Genomic DNA, 17,595 nt, shown 5'->3' on the forward strand with positions numbered 1-17,595 from the left:
TAAGGGATGCGATTTACAACCAAACTTTCTGCGTTTATGACGCTACTGGTCGTCTCGGCTATGTGCTTAGTGCTACTGGGTAGCACGGTAAGTTTCTTCTATTTGTGCCAGAAAAAAATGGAGCATCGTCTCCAAAGTATCGTGACAGCTTATGATCAGTCGCTTCTGCTGCAACCGGCGGATAAAGCGCGAGAGTGGCTGCCTATTATGATGCGAACAGTTGGTGTGGTGGAGCTTAGCATTCAGGATCAAGCCAACACGCTATATCATCTCAAGCTCCCTGCAATTTATACACCCTGGAATAGCGAAAGCAGGCACCGCAACCTGGTGGTACCGATGCTGCATCAACCCGGGGCTTCGATGCATTTCACCTATATTGACCCTTTGAGCAGCTACGCCCGCTCTCTGTACGCTGCGGCTGTTTTATCGCTGGTGGTTGTGGTGATTGCCATGATGCTACTGCTAAGTTTTCGTTGGTTGCGTGATCAGACCGCAGGCCAGGAAAAACTGGAGCGCCGAGCGAGGCGTATTCTTAACGGCGAACGTGAATATGCTATCAGTAGCGACGGACATGAATGGCCGCCTTGCGCCAGTCGTGCCATTGATCGGCTATTGGCCGAATTGATAGAGGTGAGGGAGGAGCGTAACCGTGTTGATACACTGATTCGCGCTTTTGCCGCCCGAGATGCCAAAACCGGTCTCAGTAATCGCCAGTTTTTTGATAATCAACTCACTACCCAATTGGAGGAAGAGGGCGCCCATGGGGTAGTAATCATGGTGCAGTTGCCTGATTTTGATAGTTTAAATGATACGGATGACCATCAGCAGGTACAAGAACTGATGCATTCGTTGATTAACTTGCTTTCTTCTTTTGTTGCTCGTCATCCCTCTGCACTATTAGCGCGTTACCATCAGAGTGATATCGCGATTTTGCTGCCCCATAAGACGCTGAAAGATGCCGATGTTATGGCTGCCCAATTGGTTCATGCGGTCGGGGCGTTACCTGAACCCCATGTTATTGACCGCGAATCATTGCTGCATATGGGGATTGTGGCGTATCGCAGTGGTGATTCCGTTGAACAGATTATGGATAATGCTGGACAAGCGACTAAAAATGCGGCGATGTATGGGGGGAATGGCTGGTATGTATTCGATACTCAAGTGTCAGAAAAAGGGCGTGGTAGTGTCAAATGGCGTACTTTGCTGGAGCAGACGCTGGCTAACGGCGGGCCAAGGCTTTATCAGAAGCCGGTGATTACTGTTGACGGTAAAATTCATCACCGTGAAATAATCAGCCGTATATATGATGGTGAGCAAGAGTTGTTGGCTGCTGAATTTACACCATTAGTGCAGTTGCTCGGTCTGGCTGAGCGTTATGACCGTCAAAAAATTGATCGGATAATTCCTTTATTAGCTTTATGGCCGGACGAAACTCTGGCATTTTCTATCTGCGTTGATTCATTATTGCAGCGTTCTTTCCAGCGTTGGCTGCGTGATACGCTCTTACAATGCAGAAAGTCTGATAGAAAGCGAATTATCTTTGAACTTGCAGAGGCAGATGTGTGTCAACATATCGACCAAATCCGTCCGATGATGCGTTTATTGCTTGGCGTGGGCTGCAAGGTGATGGTGTCGCAGGCCGGATTAACGGTTGTTAGCACCTCTTACATCAAATCACTGCGGGTTGAAATGATTAAACTTCATCCTGGGTTAGTAAGAAGCATTAATTTACGTTATGAAAATCAGTTGTTTGTGGAAAGTCTGACCGGTGCCTGTGCGGGGACGGATACAAAAGTTTTTGCCGCAGGAGTGCTTACCCGTGAAGAATGGCAAACGCTGAAGGATAAGGGGATTTATGGTGGACAGGGCAATTTTTTTGCTCCGCCAACACTTTTGAACCCCGGAAAGAAAAAATATTCGTATTAGGGCTATGTTTAGCCTGATCGTTGAGCAAAAATTAACGTAGAATGTGCCAGTCATTTCCGTAAATCGTTGGTGGGCGCTTACTTCCGACGAGAATCAGGTTAAATGTTAGATTTTATGTGCTGTGTTACGCCGGTCGTTACGCAGAATCTGTGTTGTGCCGAGGGTTTATTCAACCTTTTCAAGCGATATGGGTTCGTGATGGAACGAGATGTCAACAACGCAGCTACTTTTTCACCGAATCAGGACGTTTTTGCGCCTTGTCGCTGCTTCGTGTGGTTGGTAAAGTAGGCGGATTTTATTTTCCGCCCCCAGCTTGCAGGATTATCCTTTCGTTATGTTTAAGAAATTTCGTGGCATGTTTTCCAACGACTTGTCCATCGACTTGGGTACCGCCAATACCCTTATTTATGTTAAAGGACAAGGCATTGTACTGAATGAACCTTCAGTGGTTGCTATTCGCCAGGATCGTGCCGGTTCACCGAAGAGCGTTGCGGCTGTGGGCCATGATGCCAAACAGATGCTTGGGCGTACCCCCGGCAATATCGCAGCTATTCGCCCAATGAAAGACGGCGTTATTGCCGATTTCTTTGTTACCGAGAAAATGCTGCAACACTTTATCAAGCAGGTTCACAGCAACAGCTTTATGCGCCCAAGTCCGCGTGTATTGGTGTGCGTACCGGTCGGGGCTACTCAGGTTGAGCGCCGTGCGATCCGTGAATCCGCTCAGGGCGCTGGCGCTCGTGAAGTGTTTTTGATTGAAGAGCCTATGGCTGCGGCTATTGGTGCCGGGCTGCCGGTTTCTGAAGCAACCGGTTCGATGGTTGTGGATATTGGTGGCGGTACCACAGAAGTGGCCGTTATCTCTCTGAACGGCGTAGTTTACTCTTCTTCTGTCCGTATCGGTGGCGACCGCTTTGATGAAGCGATCATTAATTATGTGCGCCGTAACTACGGTTCATTGATTGGTGAAGCGACTGCCGAACGTATCAAGCACAGCATCGGTTCTGCTTACCCGGGTGATGAAGTTCTGGAAATTGAAGTGCGCGGTCGTAACCTTGCTGAAGGTGTACCTCGTGGCTTTACACTGAACTCCAATGAGATCCTTGAAGCGCTGCAAGAGCCGCTAACGGGTATCGTTAGCGCGGTAATGGTTGCGCTGGAACAGTGTCCGCCAGAATTGGCCTCTGACATCTCTGAACGCGGTATGGTGCTGACCGGTGGTGGTGCATTGCTGCGTAACCTGGACCGCCTGCTGATGGAAGAGACCGGTATTCCGGTAGTGGTGGCAGAAGATCCATTGACCTGCGTCGCTCGCGGCGGTGGCAAAGCGTTGGAAATGATCGACATGCATGGCGGCGATTTGTTCAGCGAAGAATAATAGTCAGCCAAAAAGGAGGAGAACTAGATCAGATGAATCGATATCCAGCTTACTCAACGTAAGAAGGATAAATTCGCCCGATTTAGCGCCTCCTTTTGTCGTCGAGGAATACGCATAATTTATGAAGCCGATTTTTAGCCGGGGTCCATCCCTGCAATTGCGACTGTTCTTTGCCGTTCTTGCAGCCATTGTTTTGGTTATCGCTGATAGCCGATTGGGCACGTTTGTCAAAATACGTACCTATATGGACACTGCCGTTAGCCCTTTCTATTTTCTGGCCAATGGGCCACGCAAAGTTCTCGACAACGTTTCTGAAACTCTGGCTACCCGTGAACAGCTAGAGTTGGAAAACCGTGCATTACGCCAAGAGTTGTTGCTTAAAAATACTGATCTTCAGTTGCTCGGGCAATTTAAGCAGGAAAATAACCGCTTACGTGAATTGCTGGGTTCTCCTTTGCGTCAGGATGAACAAAAAATGGTCACGCAGGTGATGTCCAGCGGGACAGATCCTTACAGTGATCAGGTGGTTATCGATAAAGGTTCTAACAACGGGGTATACGAAGGCCAGCCGGTTATCAGTGACCGTGGTGTCGTCGGCCAGGTTGTCGCGGTGAGTAAACTAACCAGCCGTGTATTATTAATTTGTGATGCCTCCCATGCGCTACCGATTCAGGTGCTGCGTAATGATATTCGTGTGATTGCCGCAGGGAGTGGCTGTACCGATGATTTATTACTAGAGCACTTACCCAGTAATACAGATATTCGCGTTGGTGATGTATTAGTGACATCCGGGTTAGGTGGACGTTTCCCTGAAGGTTATCCGGTCGCGGTGGTCTCTTCTGTCAAAGTTGATAATCAGCGGGCTTATACCGTGATTCAGGCTCGACCAACCGCTGATTTACAGCGCCTACGCTACTTGTTGTTATTGTGGGGGGCCGACCGTAATGGCGAGATGCCATTGCCGCCAACTGAAGTTCGCCGCGTAGCCAATGAACGACTGGCTCCGATGATGTCACAAGTGCTGCCTGCCGCAGATGCTATGGGGCCACCTGCACCATCGGCCGCTACAACCGCCACACCAACAGCAGTGACTGCGCCGGGAGTATCGCCATGAACCGTTACAGCAGCAATGGCCGTTGGGTTATCTGGTTATCCTTCCTGATTGCCATGGTGCTGCAAATTATGCCGTGGCCGGAACAGATTTATATGTTCCGACCGTCATGGCTGGCATTGGTATTAATTTATTGGGTGATGGCATTACCCCACCGTGTGAATGTTGGCACCGGCTTTGTTCTCGGGCTGATTATGGATCTTATTTTGGGTTCAACACTTGGGGTTCGAGCGCTGGCACTCAGTATTATTGCTTATCTGGTCGCTTTTAAGTTTCAACTATTCCGCAATATGGCACTGTGGCAGCAGGCGCTCATCGTGATGCTGCTTTCACTCACCATGGATGTCGTGGTGTTCTGGTCTGAGTTTTTAGTGATTAATGTTTCATTCCGCCCAGAAGTATTCTGGAGTAGTGTAATTAACGGTATTTTGTGGCCTTGGCTATTCTTGTTAATGCGTAAAATTCGCCGCCAATTTGCGGTGCAATAAGGACTTAAGACCCATGACTGCCCTGTATCTTGCCTCTGGCTCTCCGCGTCGCCGTGAATTACTGGCCCTGCTTAATGTCCCTTTTGAGGTACTGAAAACCGAGGTCGAAGAGCAACGCCGTCCAGATGAAAGTGCGCAAGAGTATGTCCGGCGCTTAGCGTTGGAGAAAGCTCAGGCTGGGGTGAAGGTCGCACCACAGGATCTGCCGGTATTAGGGGCCGATACCATCGTGGTGTTAAATGGGCAAGTTTTAGAAAAACCACGGGATAAAACCGATGCGCAGCGAATATTGAATGCGCTGTCCGGTCAGCAACATCAGGTGATTACTGCGGTGTCTCTGGCTGATCGGCAAGATGTATTATCTGCCATGGTGGTGACAGATGTGACATTTCGTGTGTTATCCCAGTTGGAAATCAGTGACTATATTGCTACCGGTGAACCCATGGACAAAGCGGGCGCTTACGGTATTCAGGGGAAAGGTGGTTGTTTCGTCAGAACCATTACCGGCAGTTACCATGCCGTAGTGGGGCTGCCGTTGGTAGAAACCCATGAATTACTAAGTAATTTCATTGCGCTACGTAATGTGAGAGGAATACATGACAGCTGAATTACTGGTCAATATCACACCGTCTGAAACGCGAGTTGCCTACATTGATGGTGGCATCTTGCAAGAAATACATATTGAGCGAGAAGCGAAAAGAGGGATCGTCGGTAATATCTACAAAGGTCGTGTCAGCCGGGTTTTACCGGGCATGCAAGCGGCGTTTGTCGATATTGGTCTGGATAAGGCCGCCTTCCTCCATGCCTCCGATATCATGCCCCACACCGAATGCGTGGCCGGGGATGAACAGAAAAATTTCAATGTGCGCGATATCGCTGAACTGGTGCGCCAGGGACAGGATTTAATGGTGCAGGTGGTGAAAGACCCCCTCGGCACCAAAGGCGCACGTTTGACCACGGATATCACTCTACCCTCTCGTTATCTGGTACTCATGCCAGGAGCGGCCCATGTTGGGGTGTCGCAGCGAATTGAAAGTGAAGTCGAACGCGAACGTCTGAAAAAAACCGTGGCGGCTTACTGCGATGAACAGGGCGGTTTTATTATCCGTACTGCCGCTGAAGGAATTGGCGAAGAAGAGCTATCAGCCGATGCTGCCTTCCTCAAGCGCCTGTGGACTAAAGTCCAGGAGCGGAAGAAACGCAATATCACCAAATATAAGTTGTATGGCGAGATGGCACTGGCGCAACGCGTACTACGTGATTTTGCCGGTGCGGCACTGGATAAAATCCGAATCGACTCCAAGCTGACTTATGACCTGCTGGTGGAATTTACCAGCGAATACATTCCTGAAATGACTGCAAAGCTGGATTTGTACTCGGGCAAACAGCCAATTTTCGATCTTTACGATGTTGAAAATGAAATCCAGCGCTCATTGGAACGTAAAGTTGAGCTAAAATCAGGTGGTTACCTGATTATTGATCAAACTGAAGCCATGACCACCGTGGATATCAACACCGGTGCTTTTGTGGGGCATCGTAATCTCGACGAGACTATTTTCAATACCAATATTGAAGCCACTCAGGCCATTGCCCGCCAGCTACGCATGCGTAATTTGGGGGGGATTATCATTATTGATTTCATTGATATGAGTAATGAAGAGCATCGTCGTCGTGTATTGCATTCATTAGAACAGGCATTGAGTAAAGATCGGGTAAAAACCAGTATTAATGGTTTCTCTCAGCTAGGCTTAGTCGAAATGACCCGCAAACGCACGCGGGAGAGCATCGAGCATGTTTTATGCAACGAATGTCCAACCTGCCGTGGCCGTGGCACCGTTAAATCGGTAGAAACCGTGTGCTATGAGATATTGCGTGAAATTGTCCGAGTGCACCACGCTTACGATTCTGATCGCTTCCTGGTCTATGCGTCTCCAGCGGTAGGAGAAGCACTGAAAGGTGAGGAGTCGCATGCTCTGGCTGAAGTGGAGATCTTCGTCGGCAAGCAGGTCAAAGTGCAGATTGAACCACTGTATAACCAAGAACAGTTTGATGTGGTGATGATGTAAGATTTCCCGCTGCCACACTTGCAGCGGATAGCAAGGAGAGATGTGTGAGGCGACTGCCCAGGATAATATTTGCGACAGGCGCCACAATGATTGTTGTGGTGGCACTGTTGGTCAGTGGGCTACGCATGATGCTGCCTCTCATCAACGACTATCGTCTGCAAATCGTGGCCAAGGTTCAGTCCATCAGCGGTATTCCACTGGAAGTGGGGTTCATGCAGGGATCGTGGGAACCGTTCGGCCCAACGTTGGAATTGCGCGATATTCGCGCTAAATTGCCGAAAGCCGATTGGCAGGTGCAGCGGGTGACCCTTGCGCTTGATGTGTGGCAGTCACTGTTGCACTGGCGCTGGCAGTTCCGCGATATGACCTTCTATCAGTTACAGTTAGATTTGAACACCACACTGGATATGCAGCAAAACAGCAGCCGCAATCTTGAAGCGAGTAATCTGACTGATATCTTCCTGCGTCAATTAGATCACTTTGATCTGCGTAACAGTCGTGTCTCATTCCTCACCCCATCTGGCCCGCGCGCTGAATTAGAGATTCCACAACTCACTTGGCTTAACTCCCGGAACCGGCATCGCGCCGAGGGGCAGATCAGCCTGTCGACCATTAATGGTCAGCACGGTGTGGTGCAGGTGCGGATGGATCTACACGATAATCAGGGCATCCTCAATAATGGCATGGTCTATATGCAGGCCGACAAGATCGACCTGAAACCGTGGATCAGCCGCTGGCTGCACACCAATACCGGGCTGGACAATGCGGAATTTAGTCTGGCGGCCTGGCTGAGTATCGAGAGTGGCACTATTTACAGTGGCAATGTGTTACTCAGTGAGGGGCAGGCCAATTGGACTGTCGCGGGCAAATCACATCAGTTGGCGGTAGATAATTTTGTGTTGGAAGGTCGCCGTCAGGGTAATGGCTGGCAGGTTGATGCGCCGGAGCTAAGACTGAAAACCGATGGTCAGGCATGGCCTAAAGGGCATTTATCTGCCCTGTGGTTACCGGAAAACACGCAGTTTATTGGCCCAGACCAATCCCAGGAGTTACGCATTCGCGCCGCCAATATTCAATTGGAGCGGGTGGGGCCACTGTTACCGACCTTGTCACTTTTTACCCCTGAGCTGATGAATCGTTGGGCGGATTTGCGGCCACAAGGGAATATTGATGCACTGGCATTGGACATTCCTATCAGCCAACCAGAAAAAACCCGTTTTCAGGCTAAATGGCACAATATCAGTTGGCAACAATGGGATTTGTTGCCGGGGGTTAATAATTTTGCCGGTGCGCTGAGTGGTTCCGCAGCGCGTGGGCGGTTGGATATCAATCTCAAAGACAGCCTATTACCTTATGGTGATATGTTCCGCGCGCCGCTGGAAGTTAGTCAGGCCAGTGGTGCAGTCAATTGGCAGATTGATGATAAAGGCTGGGAACTGTGGAGTGACCAGCTCGATGTCCGAGCTAAATCGCTGTGGGGCAACGGCAGCTTCCACTATCAGCAACCCGATATTGGGCAGCCATGGCTGAAAATCCTGGCCGGCATCCGCCTGTATGATGCGGCCGATGCATGGCGCTATTTCCCTGAACCGCTGATGGGTAAGAAGTTGGCAGATTATCTGACCGAGGCGTTACAGGGTGGGCAGGTAGACAACGCAACACTTATTTATAACGGCAATCCTCATGATTTTCCTTATAAACATAAAGAGGGCCAGTTCCAGGTTTATGTGCCACTGCGTAACGCCACCTTCCAATTCCAACCAGATTGGCCTGCGTTAGAGAATTTGGCAATCGACCTCAATTTCCTCAACGAAGGTTTGTGGATGGATGCCCCTCACGCGATGTTGGGTAAGGTCACTGGCAGTAATATCAGCGCGATTATCCCTGACTATCTGAAAGAAAAGCTGTATGTCGACGCCGAAGTGGTTGGCGAAGGGCGTGATATTCATGACTACTTTACGGAGACACCACTGCATGATTCTGTGGCGGAAACTCTGGAAGAGCTGCAAGTCGGCGGTAAAGTTAGTGGGCGCTTACATTTGGATATTCCGTTGGAAGAAGACCGTATTACCCACGCCAGCGGCGAAGTGACGCTCAATAACAACAGCTTGTTGGTGAAGCCATTGCAAAGCCAACTGGAAAACATCAGTGGCAAGTTCCGCTTCAACGATGGCAATCTTGATAGCGATACCTTATCCGCTAACTGGTTTGGGCAGCCATTGACGGTTGATTTCACTACGCAAGAGCAGCCAAAAAACTTTTTGGTGAATGTTGGGTTGCGTGGTGACTGGTTACCGGCCAAGTTGCCCGGCGTTCCCGCTGATGTCGCGAAATTGCTCAGTGGTAGCGCCAATTGGCAAGGCAAAGTCGCCGTACAATTACCGAAAAATGGCAAGCCAGACTATAAAATTGATCTGACGGCTGACCTGAAGAAAGTAAGCAGTCACTTACCTGCTCCACTAGATAAAACAATTGGTCAGGCATTACCCATGCATGTACAGGTGGTGGGGGGGCTGGAGGCGTTTACCCTCTCCGGCAGTGCTGGCAGCAACAATACATTCAACAGCCAATGGTTGTTGCAAAAAGAACAAGTAGAGCTGGCGCGGGCTATCTGGCAATCCGACAGCAAAAAAGTCCCGTCACTGCCGGAGGATAAAGGTTTGATCCTTAAACTACCGGCACTGGATGGTGAGAGTTGGTTGGCGTTGCTGGCACCGCAGTTTACCAGTGTCAGCACACCTTTTAGCGCATCAGTACCAGCAAAAATAAAAGGCAATAAATCCAATGTGATACTTCCTACCCGGCTGACTTTACAGACGCCACAGCTTTTGGTTGGTGGGCAGGCTTGGCACCAACTGACAGTGCTGGTTGAGCCATTATTAACCGGTACTCACGTCACGGCAAAAGGTCAGGAAGTGGATGGTAGCCTGCTGATGGCCGAACATGGGCCATGGCATGCTGATATCGATTATCTTTATTACAACCCGCAATGGACCACGCACGAAGCACAAGATCCCCTGGCGCAAGCTGCGTTGCAGGAGCCACAAACTGCCAGTAAAATTTCGTTCCGTGATTGGCCTGCGCTGCAATTACGCTGCAAATCTTGTTGGATTCTGGGGCAAAATGTTGGGCGTATTAACGCAGATCTGACGCCGAAAGGCTCGGTGCTGACGTTAACTAACGGCTTGATTGAGGCTGGCAATGGGCGGGCTAAAGTTTCCGGCCAATGGCAGCAAGACAGCAATGGCGATAAAACCGCGCTTAATATCGCGCTGAGCGGGCCGAAGATCGATGAAACCATTTCATTCTTCGGCCTGACAACACCGATAAAAGATGCCTCTTTTGATATCAATGCCGATGTTAACTGGCGTGGAGTTCCGTGGCAGCCACAGATTAATACCCTGAATGGGACATTAAAGAGTAGATTGGGCAGAGGCCAACTGAGCGATCTCGGTGGTGGGCGCGCCGGTCAGTTACTGCGTTTGGTCAGCTTTGACGCACTATTACGTAAGCTCCAGCTTGATTTTAGTGATACGTTTAGTCGTGACTTTGCGTTTGATTCTATTCGGGGCACGGCCAATATTAAAAATGGTGTAATGCACACCAATGATTTAGTGGTGGATGGATTGGCGGCCGATATTGCCATGAGTGGTAATGTGGACTTGGTTAAACGCCAGATAGCCATGGAAGCGGTTATTACACCAGAGATTTCTGCCACTGTCGGCGTCGCAACAGCCTTTGCGATCAACCCAGTGGTTGGGGCTGCGGTATTTGCTGCCTCGAAGATATTAGGGCCATTATGGAGCAAGGTTTCGCTGATTCGTTACCAGATTACCGGTAGCTTGGATCAACCAACCATCCATGAAGTATTACGCCAGCTAAAGGAGAGTAAGGCGCCATGAAAAATGCCAATGTTGCATTATTGCAGTTATGCAGCGGTGAAAATACCCGTGACAATCTGGCTCAAATTGAGCAGCAGATCAAACAGTTAAACTCTGGTATTAAACTGGTTATGACGCCGGAAAATGCACTGTTATTTGCCAATGCTGCCTCTTATCGACACCATGCCGAGCAACATAATGACGGGCCGCTGCAACAGCAAATTCGCGAGATGGCACGCCATTACGGAGTGTGGATTCAAGTGGGCTCCATGCCGATGATAAGCCGCGAGTCACCGGAGCTTATCACTACCAGTAGCTTGCTGTTTGATGACCAGGGCGAACTTAAAGCTCGTTACGACAAAATTCACATGTTTGATGTGGATATTAACGATATTCATGGCCGCTATCGTGAATCTGATACTTATCAGCCGGGTGAACAACTGACGGTGGTTGATACACCGGTAGGCCGCTTGGGCATGACGGTTTGTTATGATTTACGTTTTCCAGGCTTATTCCAAGCTTTGCGGGCGCAGGGGGCTGAGATTATTTCGGTGCCGGCGGCCTTTACCAAAATGACCGGTGAAGCTCACTGGGAGATTTTATTGCGCGCACGGGCGATTGAAAACCAGTGCGTGATACTGGCCGCAGCACAGGTAGGGCGTCATGGCGCCACCCGCCGCACCTGGGGCCACACTATGGCGGTTGATGCCTGGGGTAAAATATTAGGGCAGAACCCAGATGCGGTGGCTGCCTTAAAAGTAAAAATTGAAACCACAGGTTTGAACATTATCCGTAATCAGATGCCGGTATTGCAGCACAATCGCTTCCTGCCGTCTCCGTTGCCGTCATCGCATAAACCATCATCTAATTAAAGAGTGAAAACTATGAGCCTCTCGTTTGTCAGTGAGCAGTTACTCGCTGCTAACAAGCTGAACCATCAGGACTTGTTCTCAGTGTTGGGGCAGTTGTCTGAACGCCGCCTCGATTATGCTGACCTGTATTTCCAGTCCAGCTACCACGAGGCCTGGGTGTTGGAAGACAGCATCATCAAAGATGGCTCGTACAATATTGATCAGGGTGTGGGGGTGCGCGCGGTCAGCGGTGAAAAGACTGGTTTTGCTTATGCCGACCAAATCACCCTGAATGCTTTACAACAAAGTGCTCATGCCGCACGCAGTATTGTGCGTGATAACGGTAACGGTAAAGTGCATACCTTGGGTGAGATTCACTATCAGGCGCTTTATCCCTTGCTAGACCCGCTACAAAGCTTGTCGCGCGAAGATAAAATTGCGCTGCTCCATCGGGTCGATAAAGTGGCCCGTGCTGCTGATAAGCGGGTGCAGGAAGTCAGTGCCAGTTTGACCGGTGTCTATGAGCAAATCCTGGTCGCGGCCACCGACGGCACGCTGGCGGCAGATGTGCGCCCATTAGTGCGGCTGTCGGTCAGCGTATTGGTGGAAGACAACGGCAAACGCGAACGCGGTGCCAGTGGTGGTGGTGGTCGTTTTGGTTATGACTACTTCCTCGAAACTGTGGATGGCGAAGTGCGAGCTGATAACTTTGCCAATGAAGCGGTCAGAATGGCACTGGTAAATCTGTCGGCTGTTGCCGCCCCTGCTGGCGCTATGCCAGTAGTCTTAGGTGCAGGTTGGCCGGGTGTATTGTTGCACGAAGCGGTCGGTCATGGTTTGGAAGGTGATTTCAACCGCCGTGGCAGCTCAGTCTTCAGCGGCCAAATGGGTAAGTTGGTGGCTTCAGAACTGTGTACCGTGGTGGACGATGGCACCATGCAAGGTCGCCGTGGCTCTTTGGCCATCGACGATGAAGGGGTGCCGGGCCAATACAACGTGCTGATTGAGAACGGTATTTTGAAAGGTTACATGCAGGATAAGTTGAACGCGCGCCTGATGGGCGTTGCACCGACCGGTAATGGCCGCCGTGAATCCTACGCGCACTTGCCAATGCCACGGATGACCAATACCTATATGCTGGCCGGTAAATCGACACCGGAAGAGATTATCGCCAGTGTGGAATATGGCCTGTACGCGCCTAACTTTGGCGGCGGTCAGGTGGATATTACATCCGGCAAGTTTGTGTTCTCAACCTCCGAAGCTTACTTAATCGAAAAAGGTAAAATCACCCGTGCGGTGAAAGGGGCCACTTTGATTGGTTCTGGCATCGAAGCCATGCAGCAGATTTCGATGGTCGGCAACGATCTGGCGCTGGATAAAGGTGTCGGCGTTTGCGGCAAAGAGGGGCAAAGCCTGCCAGTTGGCGTCGGCCAACCTACTTTGAAGTTAGACAATCTGACGGTGGGTGGCACGGCGTAGGGGTTGATAGTTGGATGCTCAGTTTAGTTCTCAACTGGGCATCCAATAGCTATAGTATATTCAGCGATATCCCTGATATACCTCAGCCACTCGTTTAAAGTACTCGGTCAAATAGTCGATACAGACCTGAACTTTAAGTGGCATTTTATCTTTCTCGGTATAGAGCGCATATACTGGGCGCGGATCTGAATGGTATTTTTTAAACAGTATTTCCACCTCGCCGCGTTTAATTTCCTCTATTACCCACATTAACGGTGCGTAAGCAATACCCGCCCCCGCTTTAAGCCAACGGATCATGGTTTGTGAGTCATTGGTGACAAAGCGGCCCTGTGGCGATATTTGCGTGGTAATACCTTCTGGCGCGATTAGCTCAAAGTTACTGTCTGGTCGCACGCTATATTCCAGCCAGGAGAAATTGGTCATATCACTGGGTTTTTCTGGTGTACCATGTTGTGCTAAATAACTTTTGGCGGCGCAGACCACCATCGGCATGGAACCAAGGCGGCGTGAAAATAGCCCCGAATCCTGTAATGCACCAACGCGGACCACCACATCTAAACCATCAGCAATTAAATCCGGTGCCGGAATGCCGGTGACCAGATTAACGGATAGGCCGGGATACTCTTTCAACATCTCTGCTGTCATCGTTGCCAGTACATTTTGTGCCATCGTCGATGAGCAGCCGATGCGTAAGGTTCCGGTTGGGGTGTTGTTAAAGGCATAGAGTTGTTCATGGACTTCCTGTACTTCCTGCAACATGCGCCGACAACCCTGATAGTAAATTCGGCCTGCCTCAGTTAAACCAATGCGGCGAGTACTGCGGTTAAGCAGCTTAACATTCAGCTCGGTTTCCAGTTTTGACACTGTTTGGCTAATCGACGACACACTCATTTCTAACTGCCGTGCGGCGCCAGTAAAAGACCCACACTCAACCACCTTGGCAAATACTGACATCCGTTTTAGTCTTTCCATGGTTCACCCTGAGTTGATTGCTAACGCTTGATTGTTAACTGTAGCTTAAAAGTGATTTAGATCACACATCGTAGATAAGGTGATAATAAGCAGGCTAATATACTGCTGTCGGGAGAATCGTTTTAGGTTTGCAAGCCACGCAGTTGAAGTGTTATCTCGCCTCGCTAAGGTTACAGTCATGTTGCTTAGTTAAGTTTAACCTATAAGTTAGTCTTATGGCTGGTTCACCGGCACCCTATAATAGAAAGGATCTACAGAATGACGTTGCTTCCGGTGATGGTGATATTTGGCCTCTCTTTTCCGCCAATATTTTTTGAGTTGCTCCTTTCGCTGGCGCTGTTTTTTGTTTTGCGCCGCGTACTGCAACCTACTGGTATTTATGAGTTTGTCTGGCATCCGGCACTCTTTAATACCGCGCTGTATTGTTGCCTTTTCTATTTAATATCCCGTCTTTTTTCCTGAGGTCGCCGTGAGTACTTTTTCATTAAAAATAATCCGTATCGGCATCACCTTATTGGTGGTTTTACTGGCGGTTATCGCTATTTTCAAAGTTTGGGCTTTTTATACTGAATCACCCTGGACCCGTGATGCTAAATTTACTGCCGATGTGGTGGCTATCGCACCGGATGTCAGTGGCTTGATCACCGATGTGCCGGTAAAAGACAATCAACTGGTGCAGAAAGGGCAGATTTTGTTTGTTATTGACCAACCGCGCTACCAGCAGGCGTTGGCTGAAGCCGAGGCCGATGTGGCCTATTACCAAACACTGGCGGCGGAGAAACAACGTGAATCCGGCCGGCGGCAACGTTTGGGGATTCAGGCGATGTCACAAGAAGAAATTGACCAGTCCAACAACGGATTACAAACCGCCAGGCATCAGTTGGCAAAAGCTATCGCGGTACGAGATTTAGCCAAACTTGATCTGGAACGCACCACCGTGCGCGCGCCTGCACAAGGCTGGGTGACGAATCTGAATGTTCATGCCGGGGAGTTTATTAACCGTGGCGCTACCGCTGTTGCACTGGTGAAAAAAGATACTTTCTATATTTTGGCCTATTTGGAAGAGACCAAGCTGGAGGGGGTTAAAGCCGGGTATCGGGCGGAAATCACCCCACTGGGCAGCAACCGTATTTTGCACGGTACTGTCGACAGTGTCTCCGCCGGTGTCACCAACAGCAGCAGCAGTGTCGATAGCAAAGGGTTGGCGACGATTGACAATAATCTGGAATGGGTGCGGTTGGCGCAACGAGTACCGGTGAAGATCCGTTTGGACAGTGAAGATCAACAGCATCCCTATCCCGCAGGGACGACGGCTACCGTGGTGATAACCGGGGCGACTGATCGCAATCCTAATCAGGCTTCACCGATTGTTAAGTTGATGCATCGCCTGCGTGAGTTTGGTTAAGATGAACAGCCCGACATTTATTCGCCTGCGCTTTGCGTTCAAACTCAGTTTTGCCATTGTGGCCGCGCTGTTTCTGGGCTTTCATCTGCAATTGGAAACACCACGTTGGTCGGTGCTGACGGCGGCCATTGTTGCTGCTGGCCCGGCATTTGCTGCGGGCGGTGAGCCATTCTCTGGTGCGATTCGTCATCGAGGCTGGTTACGTATTATCGGGACATTCATCGGCTGTATTGGTGGTTTGGTTATCATCGTTCTGACTATCAGAGCACCAGTATTAACCCTGATGCTTTGCTGTTTGTGGGCTGGCGTTTGTACTTGGATCTCCTCACTGGTTCGGGTTGAGAACTCTTACGCATTCGGGCTGGCGGGTTACACTGCGCTGATTATCATTGTCACCACCGGTGAAACGCCATTACTGACACCGCAGTTTGCTGTCGAGCGCTGTAGCGAGATTGTGCTGGGGATCGTCTGCGCGGTGATGGCGGATCTGCTGTTTTCACCACGATCGATCAAGCAGGATATTGATCGTCTGGTCGATAAGGTGCTGGTAGATCAATATAAATTATTGCAGTTATGTATTCGTCCGGCAGAAAAAAACGATATCGATCGGGCCTGGAATGATCTGGTTAAAAATACCACGGCACTGAATGGGATGCGTAGTTATCTGATGATGGAATCTTCCCGCTGGCAGCGCTGTAACCGCCGCTTACGGGTATTGCACACGGCGTCATTAGCCCTGATCACTCAAGCCTGCGAAACCTATCTGGTATTGATCAATCATCCCGACTTACTCAGTGCCGAGCTGAAGGCGATGCTGAGTGAACCGGCAGAGACGCCGGCTGAAATTCATCAGCAGATGAAGAAATTGCGTCAATATATTGGCGGCAGTCACAGTGCGGCGATCCCTGCGACCATCAGCAGTTGGGTGGGGGCGGCGACACGTTATTTATTGCTATCAAAAGGGATTCATACCAACAGCAGTATCAGCCGGGTGGAAGAGGGTATTCTGGACGGCGATGAGCCAATCAAACATGTTTCAGCCGAAGGTCATCATGCGATGATCAATGGCTTGCGTACCGGTATTGCTACGGCGATCGGCGGCCTATTCTGGCTGTGGACTGGCTGGACATCTGGGGCGGGCTGTATGGTCATGATTGCGGTGGTGACCTCACTGGCAATGCGCACCCCCAATCCACGGATGGTGGCGATCGACTTCCTGCTAGGGGTGATTATGGCGCTGCCTATTGGGGCGCTCTATTTCATGTTTATTATCCCTGCGACCCAGCAAAGTATGCTGTTGCTGTGCATCAGTCTGGGATTACTGGCATTTATTATTGGTATCGAAGTGCAAAAGCGCCGTCTTGGCTCGCTGGGAACATTGGCCAGTACTATCAATATCATGGTGTTGAGCAACCCGATGGAGTTTAATGTCAGTATGTTCCTCGACAGTGCGTTGGGGCAGATTGTCGGCTGTTTCGTTTCTCTGATTGTGCTGTTGTTGATCCGCGATAATGCCAAGGACCGAACCGGCAGAACCTTGCTAAACCGCTTTGTTTACAGTGCGGTATCGGCATTGACCACCAATAAAGTCCGCCGCAGCGAAAACCATCTACCGGCGTTGTATCAACAACTGAATCAATTATTGATGATGTTCCCCGGTGATATTGATAAGTATCGACTGGCATTGACGCTGATCATCGCCCATCAGCGGCTCAATAACACCGAGATCCCAGTTAATGCTGAATTGAGTGCTTTTCACAAACAGATCCGCTATACCGCCGATCGGGTTATTAATGCCAAAAATGACCAGAAGCGGCGCTATTACTTCGCCCGTTTACTACAGGAATTAGATCAATATCAGCAAAAATTAGTCGATTATCAATCGCCTGATTCTGTTATCCGCCCGGTAAAGCGGTTGGCGGATATGTTGCATCGTTATCAGAGTGCGCTTATCTAGCGATACTCTTCGTCCTTGAAACCACAGGGTTGTTAGCGGCGCTCACTTACCCGAATCACTGACCTGAGTCAGCTCATCGGG

At 49.9% G+C, this 17,595-nt stretch carries 13 protein-coding genes; 12 read left to right on the forward strand and 1 reads right to left on the reverse strand.

Translation table 11 applies throughout. The annotated features are described in order from the left end of the window. Positions 1-6 precede the first annotated feature (6 nt). The 9 genes from csrD (at position 7) to tldD (ending at position 13,180) form a co-directional block, all read left to right on the forward strand. Positions 7-1,926: an RNase E specificity factor CsrD gene (gene csrD / locus V2A84_RS21200; RefSeq protein ID WP_442849048.1), complete on the forward strand. Its 1,920-nt coding sequence runs from the start codon at positions 7-9 to the stop codon at positions 1,924-1,926. Positions 1,927-2,260: 334 nt separating this feature from the next. Beyond that, a complete protein-coding gene (gene mreB, locus V2A84_RS21205) occupies positions 2,261-3,304 on the forward strand; it encodes a rod shape-determining protein MreB (RefSeq protein WP_002228205.1) in 1,044 nt (347 codons plus the stop codon). A gap of 121 nt (positions 3,305-3,425) precedes the next feature. Continuing rightward, on the forward strand, positions 3,426-4,418 hold the full coding sequence (gene mreC, locus V2A84_RS21210) for a rod shape-determining protein MreC (RefSeq protein ID WP_083162196.1): 993 nt from the start codon (positions 3,426-3,428) through the stop codon (positions 4,416-4,418). After that, positions 4,415-4,903: a rod shape-determining protein MreD gene (gene mreD / locus V2A84_RS21215; protein WP_032906981.1), complete on the forward strand. Its 489-nt coding sequence runs from the start codon at positions 4,415-4,417 to the stop codon at positions 4,901-4,903. The genes mreC and mreD overlap by 4 nt, the downstream gene beginning before the upstream one ends. A gap of 13 nt (positions 4,904-4,916) precedes the next feature. Continuing rightward, the gene (locus V2A84_RS21220) at positions 4,917-5,510 is read left to right on the forward strand and encodes a Maf family protein (protein WP_442847489.1); all 594 of its coding nucleotides are present in this window, start codon (positions 4,917-4,919) and stop codon (positions 5,508-5,510) included. Further along, positions 5,500-6,969, forward strand: coding sequence for a ribonuclease G (rng, locus tag V2A84_RS21225; RefSeq protein ID WP_102970524.1), 1,470 nt, complete (start codon positions 5,500-5,502; stop codon positions 6,967-6,969). Before V2A84_RS21220 ends, rng begins: the two co-directional genes overlap by 11 nt. Before the next feature lie 44 nt (positions 6,970-7,013). Then, entirely contained in the window at positions 7,014-10,871 is a 3,858-nt protein-coding gene (gene yhdP, locus V2A84_RS21230) for an AsmA2 domain-containing protein YhdP (RefSeq protein WP_442849049.1), read from the forward strand. Beyond that, on the forward strand, positions 10,868-11,722 hold the full coding sequence (nit1, locus tag V2A84_RS21235) for a deaminated glutathione amidase (protein ID WP_083162202.1): 855 nt from the start codon (positions 10,868-10,870) through the stop codon (positions 11,720-11,722). Before yhdP ends, nit1 begins: the two co-directional genes overlap by 4 nt. 12 nt (positions 11,723-11,734) lie before the next feature. Continuing rightward, positions 11,735-13,180: a metalloprotease TldD gene (gene tldD / locus V2A84_RS21240; RefSeq protein WP_083162204.1), complete on the forward strand. Its 1,446-nt coding sequence runs from the start codon at positions 11,735-11,737 to the stop codon at positions 13,178-13,180. Positions 13,181-13,240: 60 nt separating this feature from the next. Here the strand turns inward: tldD and aaeR are convergent, their stop codons facing one another. Next, positions 13,241-14,152, reverse strand: a complete 912-nt coding sequence (gene aaeR, locus V2A84_RS21245) for an HTH-type transcriptional activator AaeR (RefSeq protein ID WP_083162206.1) — start codon at positions 14,150-14,152, stop codon at positions 13,241-13,243. A gap of 258 nt (positions 14,153-14,410) precedes the next feature. Between aaeR and aaeX the strand changes: the two genes are divergently transcribed. From aaeX to aaeB, 3 genes are read left to right on the forward strand one after another with little or no spacing between them, the layout of a single operon-like run. Then, a complete protein-coding gene (aaeX, locus tag V2A84_RS21250) occupies positions 14,411-14,614 on the forward strand; it encodes a p-hydroxybenzoic acid efflux pump operon protein AaeX (RefSeq protein ID WP_083162208.1) in 204 nt (67 codons plus the stop codon). A gap of 7 nt (positions 14,615-14,621) precedes the next feature. Next, complete coding sequence (aaeA, locus tag V2A84_RS21255) at positions 14,622-15,557, forward strand: p-hydroxybenzoic acid efflux pump subunit AaeA (protein WP_050087662.1); 936 nt, start codon at positions 14,622-14,624, stop codon at positions 15,555-15,557. Position 15,558: 1 nt separating this feature from the next. Next, positions 15,559-17,514, forward strand: coding sequence for a p-hydroxybenzoic acid efflux pump subunit AaeB (gene aaeB, locus V2A84_RS21260; RefSeq protein WP_083162210.1), 1,956 nt, complete (start codon positions 15,559-15,561; stop codon positions 17,512-17,514). Positions 17,515-17,595: the final 81 nt, after the last annotated feature.

Origin of the sequence: Yersinia sp. 2553 StPb PI (genome assembly GCF_052217105.1) — a bacterium.
Taxonomy (GTDB): Bacteria; Pseudomonadota; Gammaproteobacteria; order Enterobacterales; family Enterobacteriaceae; genus Yersinia; species Yersinia enterocolitica_E.